The sequence below is a fragment of the Actinospica durhamensis genome, assembly GCF_018139695.1.
Lineage (GTDB): Bacteria > Actinomycetota > Actinomycetes > Streptomycetales > Catenulisporaceae > Actinospica > Actinospica durhamensis.
On record NZ_JAGSOG010000563.1, the window covers coordinates 1 to 1,553 of the forward strand.

Annotated in this window: 2 protein-coding genes; one reads left to right on the forward strand and one right to left on the reverse strand. The window is 71.9% G+C overall.

The features are described from left to right. The coding region (locus KDL01_RS41025) for a hypothetical protein (RefSeq protein ID WP_212534128.1) at positions 1-180 on the reverse strand (180 nt) is incomplete at its 3' end. Between the two features lie 123 nt (positions 181-303). On the opposite strand from KDL01_RS41025, the gene KDL01_RS41030 reads away from it, so the two are divergent. Further along, the coding region (locus tag KDL01_RS41030) for a beta-ketoacyl synthase N-terminal-like domain-containing protein (RefSeq protein WP_307846809.1) at positions 304-1,553 on the forward strand (1,250 nt) is incomplete at its 3' end.

Genomic DNA, 1,553 nt, shown 5'->3' on the forward strand with positions numbered 1-1,553 from the left:
TGCGTATAAGAGACAGGGGTCGCGGCGCGCCAAGGCCCCGAGCGCCGCGACCCACTCGTCCGCCGCGTCACCCGCGGGCAGGCGGGTCGTGAGCTCCTCCAGCCGCCCGGCGCAGTCCCGCAGCGTCGTGGCGTCGGTGATCAGCACGGCCCGGTCGTGTTCCGGCGGATTCCCGGCCATCGCCACCCCTTTCCCTCGTCCCCCTTCCACTATCGCGGCAGGCGCGGCGCCTCATCATGGTCCTTTCGCACTAGTCGGTTCCCTTCATGGTCAACGATCTGCCCCGCCATTAGCGTGCTTCACGTGTCACCGACCGAAGCCGGCGGGCCGCTGTCCGTCGCCGTGGTCGGTGTCGCCTCGCTGCTCCCCGGTTCCCAGGACGTCCGCGGCTTCTGGCGCGACGTCGTCACGGGCCGAGACCTGCTCGACGAGGTGCCGCCGAGCCACTGGCTGATCTCCGACTATCACGACCCTGATCCCACCGCCGCCGACCGCACCTACGCGCGCCGTGGGGCGTTCCTCGACCCGTTCCGGTACGACCCGATCCGCTACGGCACCTCCCCGGCCGTGCTCTCGGCCACGGACACCGCGCAGCTGCTCGCACTGCCGGTGGCCGAGCGCGCCCTGACCGACGCCGTCGGCGGCGACCCCGAACGCCTGGCCGGACTCGACCGGGAACGCGCCGGGGTGATCGTCGGCACCGGCGCACTGGAACTGCTGCTGCAGATGGCGTGCCGGATGCAGCGGCCGGTCTGGCTCAACGCGCTGCGGGGCAGCGGCGTGGCCGAACCGCTGGCCCGGCAGATCTGCGACCGCATCGCAGGGCACTACGTCCCGTGGCAGGAGGCGACCTTCCCCGGCCTGCTCGCCAACGTCGTGGCCGGCCGCATCGCCAACCGCCTCGACCTGCACGGCACCAACTGCGCCGTGGACGCCGCCTGCGCCAGCTCGCTCGCCGCCCTGTCCCACGCCGTCGCCGAACTCGAACTCGGGCGCGCGGACCTGATGCTGGTCGGCGGCGTCGACACGTTCAACGACATCACCATGTTCACCTGCTTCTCGAAGACCCCCGCCCTCTCACCCACCGGCGACTGCCGCCCGTTCTCCGACCGCGCCGACGGCACGATGCTCGGCGAGGGCCTGGTGTTCTTCGCCCTTAAACGCCTTGCCGACGCCGAACGCGACGGCGACCAGGTCTACGCCGTCCTGCGCGGCCTCGGCTCCTCCTCGGACGGCGCCGGCAACGCGATCTACGCCCCCGCGCCGCAGGGACAAGCCAGAGCGCTGCGACGAGCGTACGACCAGGCCGGATACGCCCCGCGCACGGTGGAGCTGGTGGAAGGCCACGGCACCGGCACCCCCGCCGGCGACGCCGCCGAAGTGGCCGCCCTCACCGAGGTCTTCGGCCGGGCAGAGCGTCCCTGGTGCGCCTTGGGTTCGGCGAAGTCCCAATTCGGCCACACCAAATCCGCCGCAGGCGCCGTAGGCCTGCTCAAGACCGTACTGGCCCTCCATCACAAGGTCCTGCCACCCACCATCAAGGTGACCCGCCC